A 747-nucleotide genomic window follows, 5' to 3' on the forward strand; every position below is an offset into this window, starting at 1 on the left:
TCCGAAGATAAACAGGTGGGTAGGTTCGCGTCCGAAGATAGCGGGGTTGAGTGCCTGTGCGACCTTGGACATGTGCTCGTCACGGCCGACAATCTTGTCGGGGCCTGGGAGGTGCGAGATTTTGAGGATATCCTCGTTGGCGAAGATGGGTTGGTCGTAGCGGAAAAGGGGGTCTCGACCACCCCCATCAGTCTCGTCCGATGTCATATGAGTTCGCTATTCATACCCATTCCTAATAAAAGTGTAGGGGGTAGCTCCGCGATTGTAACAACAACCAAATAGAGGCGTTAGGGCCCCTCATTCGATAGTTCAGCCAGAACATAGTCGATGAGTGGTGTCGCGCGAGTAACCACGTCAGACACCACCCTCGCGATTGTAACAGGTGGTGTGGGGGACTACCTTCGCGTTTGTAACTATCCTCGCTTCGAAGCGAGGGGAGGGACCACCGTCGCGTTTGTAACTTTGGATTCTGTGCACCCACTCGAAGAGGGAGTAGGAGACCACACTCGCGAATGTAATTCGAGGCGGCAAAAGTTCCGAGGGGTGTGGACTGAAACCGAGTCCGCGGTACTCGATCGACGAACCGGGAAGGAGACCACCCTCGCGTTTGTAAACACGAGAATTGTTCACAGTGGTTTACTCACACCAGCCGTTTCTCTATCTAATCAGAAGCATCGGTCGATATCAGACACACCACCTTCGCGAATGTAACACGAAAATGGAGGGGCCGCCTCGACGAACCACCCA

At 53.9% G+C, this 747-nt stretch carries 1 pseudogene; it reads right to left on the reverse strand.

From position 1 onward, the window contains the following. A pseudogene (locus AUR66_RS13650) lies at positions 1 to 207 on the reverse strand (cell division control protein Cdc6); the annotation flags it as partial. Positions 208 to 747: the final 540 nt, after the last annotated feature.

The sequence above is a fragment of the Haloferax profundi genome (genome assembly GCF_001469865.1).
GTDB lineage: Archaea > Halobacteriota > Halobacteria > Halobacteriales > Haloferacaceae > Haloferax > Haloferax profundi.